Here is a 6,047-nt window from a genome sequence, read left to right on the forward strand (position 1 = left end):
ATTTTTTGTTTATGCGTTGCAATAATGATGCCTGTATTTTAATTCATTTTGTCGTAAATAATGTTGGAACCCGGTTAAAAAATATGTAACCTGAATTTGGTTGAACAATATGGGTGTTTCACCTTATTTTTTCTCCTTTTTTCCATTTTTCTTTCCCGATTTCTTTTCCTTTTTCATCATAATAGATCCATTTTCCGTGTTTTAATCCGTTTTTATATTCTGCTTTAATTTTTAATTTTCCGTTCGAATAATAAAACTCTGCATTACCGTCTGCCAAACCGTCATCATAATATATTTCTGCTTTTTGTGCCCCGTTTTCGTAATATTCAAAATATTTTTCAATTAATTTATCATTTTCGAAAATTGCTTCGGCTTTTTTAGTGTTTTTTTCCGTATCGTAATAGAAAACAGCTTCACCGAATATAATTCCGTCTTCATAATTTACTGAACTTTGAATATTTCCGCTTTCGTAATAGGTTTTCCAATTTCCGTTAAGGTTTTTATTATAAACTCTGCCCTCAAATTTTAATTTTTCACCTCCGAAATAGTATTCTTTAAAAAGTGTATCCTCTTCAAGAAATGAATCGGCTAAACTTATTTTAAAAGATAAACTTTCAACTTCATCTCGGAACATTTCCTCATAAACTTCTTGTTCAAGTTTTTCGAGTTCTTCAACTTTAATTGCATCCGGGTTATGTTGTGCTATTAAAGTTGTTTTGAACATATTTTCTTCCGAAACTAATTGAAAGCCAATCTTTTCAAAGCTTAAAATAAATTCTTTGTTTTCTTTAATATCGCGGCGGTCTTTTTCATTGCTGTAATAATATAAGTTTTCATAAATTTGAGGTGTTCTTATAAAGACGGCTATATTTGAATTGTTGCTGAACTCATCTTTAAAGTCAGAAAAACCGGAATTTTTATCTAAAGTATTTCCTTTTAAATAGTCATCTATTGTGTTTTTAATAACATCTGATGAATTACTGAATATTACATAATCCTCAATATAAGTAAAAAACGGTTTCTCCAAATCTTTAAACATTCTTCCGAGAAAAATTTTAAAGAAACCTTTCATTTCTAAATACTGAATTGTATAGTTTTTATATTCTTCGGGTTTAAATTTAACAACTCGAACTCTTTTTTTTATTTGTTGCATAATTCTGTCCATTCCGGCTTTTGCATCATCTATGTCATTTGTATGAACGGCAACTACAACATCTTCCAATCTTGTTTTTTTACCGGGGCGAAGTTTTACTAAAGCAATTTCATTTCCTATCCAACTGAAAAAATCATCGTGCATACTTATTTTTAATAAGCGTTCAATTTTTGAAATGCTGTTCTCAATATCTTCCATATCTTCGGGAGCACTTTCTTTATATTGTTCGGTTAAATTATTATAGAAATCGAAAAAATTATTGAATCCCATTGAAAAATACAAAGCAGTTTGATTTGACATTATACGCCACGCATTTAATTTGCCCGGTGTTACATTTGCCATTGCTTTTACGTATGACCCGACAGAATCTATATCAGTATAACCTTCAAAACTGAGAGATTCATCTCTGAAATTAATATTAAAACCGGAATATGTCAATGAATTCCCCAGCATTTGAACAGTTTCAGATTGCTCTGATAGATATGACATACTGAAAGCATTAATTTGGTTGTAATTGAAGTACATACGGAATAATTCTTCACCGTATAACTTGCCTACAACATTATTAAATGCTTTATTGTTTGACCAATAACCGAAATCACCTTCTTTTGTGGGCTTTTGCGAAATAGATTTTTCAATTAAAGAACCCGTGAAAGTTGCCACTAATAAATTATCACTTATTGTAAGATAAATTATATCAGAAGGGTCTTCATTATCTGAAAGTTCAATAATAGTTTCATCATTAAATTTTCGTTCTTTTACTTTGTAACCTTCAACTAATCCTAAAATTCTTTTAAGCCCGAGTTTTTTTATTTGTGCAATATTTTTTAAATCAACTACAAAAAGAAAATCCCATTCGGTTGCTGATATCATGTGTAAAGACATTATTAACTTTCTGTTTTTTAGAGCTTTGTCTGCAATTATATTGTCTTTTAAATATTCATTAAGCAGTTCTATATCTTCATTTAAATCATTGAAATACGGATTTGAAATAAGATAATTCCACATTTTACTGTCGCTTATTTCAGTCCAAGCTTCGGTAAGATTATTTGTTTCAATAATCATTACAGCATCTTCGGGAATCATTGTCATTGCTTTTTTAATAACAACCGGAGAAATGTATTTAATATAAACCCAAAATCCGCCGGCACCGATAATAATAAGAAATAATAAAGTTTTTAAGAATTTTTTCATGTGTCTAACTTTTCAAAATTAATTAATGTTCAGTAAGTTGTGAGACTACCTATTAGTTATTATACTTTTTTTGTTTTGCATATCGGAACACCTTTAATAAGTATGTGCAAGTAATTAGCATAGTTTTGTTTAGTCATGCTCTTAGTTGTTAAACTTGTTTTATCATGGGTGTTTCATTTTTCATTATTTAAAAATATAATTTATAATAAATCTATTCTGTTTAATCTATCTTTAAAGTTTTTACAATACCGTCGGGCGAAACCAAAATAAATTGCTTTTCAATTTTTTTTATGGGATCTTTAATAACATATTTTACTGTTAAGCTGTAAGTAAACTGAACAGCAGGTTCCAGTATTGCCGGATTTATTACAATATCGTATTTATGGTAAGGCAGTTTGTTGTAAAACATAGTTTTAGGCTTTCTTACACTTGTAACTGATTTACTTTTTTTAGCATCCAAAGATGTTCCGGAAAATGCTTGATAGCTTTTATACCTGTCGATAGGATATACAACTGATGATTTTTCGATGACAATATGATAGATTGTATCTAAATCAATATCCAGTTTTTTGAAAGATTCTTTTTTCTTTATCATATAATCAACAGATTTTGTTCTCAGTTCATCGTATTTAGTATTATTATTTTCTACAAAATATTCAACTTTTATTAAGTCGTATATTTCATTATTTGCAGCAGAAGTCATTATATCATCCAACATATTTTCATCTGTAAATTTTATATGAATATTTTTTTGCATTTCAAAGCCTTTCGGAACTTCTGTGTAAGTTTTACTGAAAAGTTTTTTTTCGACTTCATATTCGTAAACAGGAACGAGAGAAATCATATCCGTATAGACATCTTCGTCTTTTACGTTTTGAGTGTTAAGTTCAGATAAAAAACCGCTGATTTTAGAATTTACAAGTTCATTTACTTCCTTAGCAGTTTCACCGGTTTGAGTAATATTGAAAATTGCAAGATAAGAATCAGCTTTTACATTCATTATTGCATTTACGGTAAACATCATTTCTTTATTATTGCTGTTTTCAACAATTTGATAATTATATGCATTATCAGTTCTGAAGTCCCAAACCTGTTCTTGATTTGCATTATAAACTTTATTTTGTTTATATCTGTTATTTTGTTCATAAATTACATTTCCTCCGGCTTGAGCAAAAATACCGTTTGTAAGCAACAAAATCAATAAGATTAATATTATATTTTTCATAGTAAAAATTTTAATTAAATAACAAATATACTATTTTGAAAGCTAATTTACAATATAAATCTAATCAACAAAAAATAAATACCGAAGGTTGATAAGAATACCAACCCTACCCAACTTAATATGATTAAAAATTTACCGGGTTTTGCATTTTCAGGAATATGTTTTAAAGTTATAACTTTCAAGTTTAACCAGCCTAATACAGGAGCTGTAATAAATGCGATAATAGTTGCAATATCAACCATAGTTTTCATACTTCCTAAAAAGAAAAGAAAAATTATTACAGAACCTGTAACTACAACCAGCAACCAAATATTCTGTATTTTTTTTGTATTTTCTTCAAGATTTAATTTTTGGAAAACAATTTTTGTAACAGGTTCTAATACTCTAGGATATGCATCTAAACAAGTTACGGTTGTGCTTACCATTGTGGCAATTGCTGCAACAACAATAATAAGATATGCCCAAGGGCCTAAACTTGAAGTAAATAAACTTATTAATTGACCTGCAAACGTAACTCCGCTTTCTGAGAATTTTTCACCCGAACCGTACATAACCAAAGCACCCAAAGATAAAAAGCCTAATGACAAAACAGCTGTTCCTATATAACCGATATTAAAATCGAGTAAAGATTCTTTAAGTTTAGGAGAATATCCGGTTTCCTTTTTTTTTGTTATTGTCCATACCGAATGCCAAACCGACACATCAATTGCCGTAGGCATCCACCCCACTAATGCCAATAAAAAACTTATATCAACTATTGATTTAAAATTAAAATCTTTAACATAATTAAGGTTCGGATTAAATCCGCCTGAAAATGCAGAAATTACGGCAATTATTGTAGCCAATGCAAGCAAAACTATAATAACTTTAACAAATTTATCAATTGTTGAATACTTTCCTATAATTACCACTAAAGCAAGTATGGAAATAATTATTATTGCCCACAAATAAACAGGAATTGCACTTTGAAAAACATTTGCAAAAATTCCTGCCGTAACAACAGTAACTGCTGTCATTAAAAAGAACATTGTTAAAATTGTAATTAAACCGTAAAGATAAACTGCCCATTTGCCCAGCCTTTTATAACCGCCAATCAGTGTTTCTCCTGTTGATGCAGCATAACGCGGAGCAAATTCAAAAAAAGGATATTTTAAAATATTTGCAATAATAATAATCCAAATCAATTCAAAACCAAAATTTGCACCTGCTCTTGTTGACTGAACTATATGCGAAACTCCTATTGCAGCACCTGCCCATAATAATCCGGGACCTATAACTTTTAGTATATTCCTCTTTGCCATTTTTATAAAAATAAGAAACAAAAGTAATCATTATTATTTTTTTGAAATTAAAAATACTTAAAAAGAAATTCTGACTATAATTGTTTAAACAAATAATAAAAATTAATATTTGCAAAAAATTTCGTTAAAAAAATGAACTCAATATTAAATTTTATACAAAACAGAAATTTTATACTTATTTCGGCATTAATTGCAGCATTTGTATTTCCTCATTTCTCGGTTCACATTAAAGAATATACATTATATATTTTAGCAGTTGTTATGACTTTCTCAACAACAGGCATTCAGTTTAAAATGTTAAAAGATTACAAATCTGTTTTCAAAACCACATTAGAATCTGTTTTATTGAACTATATTATTCACGGTGCAATTTTACTCATCCCAGCATATTTTCTATTTGACGAAACCATTTTTAACGGATTTGTTGTTATTGCCGCTACACCTCCGGGAGTTGCAATAATACCGTTTACATATACTTTTAAAGGAAATTTAGATTATTCATTCAAAGGAATTCTCGGAACATATATTCTTGCTGTCTTTCTTGCTCCGGTAATTATTTCGGTGTTTTCCGAAAATACATCATTAGACCCGATTATTATTATTTCCGTAATTATAAAAATTATTGTTGTTCCGATACTGTTATCAAGAATATTGCTTATAAAAAAGATTTATCCTATAACCGAAAAAATAAGAGGTAAAATTGTTGATTGGGGATTTGCTCTCATTATTTATACTGCTGTTGCAATTAATCGAGACATCATTCTAAATGATATAAATAATGTAACAAAAGCAGGATTTATTTTATTCTCATCAATAATTATCGCAGGAATTTTGTTTATGATTATCTTTCGAAAAAAGTCAAATAAAGAGCTTTTAATAAGTAAAAATTTAATGCTTACAGTAAAGAGTTCAGGCTTTGCCGTTGCCGTAACACTTATACTTTTTGAAGAAAAATCTGCAATTCCGGCAGCTGTTATGGGAATTGTTATCTTGCTGTGGCTTATCGGATTAAATATTTATTATTTTAAGATAGATAAAAGAAACTAATTAATTCTACTTTACTAAGTTAAAATTTCCTGTTTTTCAGCTTGTTTCCTGTAATTTAGGTCAATATCGTATTTTCTTTTCTTGTGTCTTTTTTCCATTTGTTCAAGTCTAATTTCGACATCTTTTT

Annotated in this window: 4 protein-coding genes; 1 reads left to right on the forward strand and 3 read right to left on the reverse strand. The window is 28.9% G+C overall.

What is annotated here, in order from left to right; genetic code table 11:
• Positions 1–118: 118 nt before the first annotated feature.
• From L3J35_08325 to L3J35_08335, 3 genes are all read right to left on the reverse strand, one after another.
• A complete protein-coding gene (locus L3J35_08325; protein ID MCF6366192.1) occupies positions 119–2,347 on the reverse strand; it encodes a toxin-antitoxin system YwqK family antitoxin in 2,229 nt (742 codons plus the stop codon).
• Between the two features lie 220 nt (positions 2,348–2,567).
• Positions 2,568–3,572: an SIMPL domain-containing protein gene (locus L3J35_08330; GenBank protein ID MCF6366193.1), complete on the reverse strand. Its 1,005-nt coding sequence runs from the start codon at positions 3,570–3,572 to the stop codon at positions 2,568–2,570.
• 47 nt (positions 3,573–3,619) lie between these two features.
• Positions 3,620–4,873 carry an Nramp family divalent metal transporter gene (locus L3J35_08335; GenBank protein MCF6366194.1) on the reverse strand — a complete coding sequence of 418 codons (1,254 nt, stop codon included), beginning with the start codon at positions 4,871–4,873 and terminating at the stop codon, positions 3,620–3,622.
• 132 nt (positions 4,874–5,005) lie between these two features.
• On the opposite strand from L3J35_08335, the gene L3J35_08340 reads away from it, so the two are divergent.
• On the forward strand, positions 5,006–5,920 hold the full coding sequence (locus L3J35_08340; GenBank protein MCF6366195.1) for a hypothetical protein: 915 nt from the start codon (positions 5,006–5,008) through the stop codon (positions 5,918–5,920).
• The last annotated feature ends 127 nt before the right edge of the window (positions 5,921–6,047 follow it).

This window comes from Bacteroidales bacterium (genome assembly GCA_021648725.1).
Classification (GTDB): domain Bacteria; phylum Bacteroidota; class Bacteroidia; order Bacteroidales; family JAADGE01; genus JAADGE01.

What these genes read in the sequence shown, in the direction of transcription:
- L3J35_08325 (MCF6366192.1), bottom strand. Translation starts at nt 2,347, where the DNA reads ATGAAAAAATTCTTAAAAACTTTATTATTTCTTATTATTATCGGTGCC.
- L3J35_08330 (MCF6366193.1), bottom strand. Translation starts at nt 3,572, where the DNA reads ATGAAAAATATAATATTAATCTTATTGATTTTGTTGCTTACAAACGGT.
- L3J35_08335 (MCF6366194.1), bottom strand. Translation starts at nt 4,873, where the DNA reads ATGGCAAAGAGGAATATACTAAAAGTTATAGGTCCCGGATTATTATGG.
- L3J35_08340 (MCF6366195.1), top strand. Translation starts at nt 5,006, where the DNA reads ATGAACTCAATATTAAATTTTATACAAAACAGAAATTTTATACTTATT.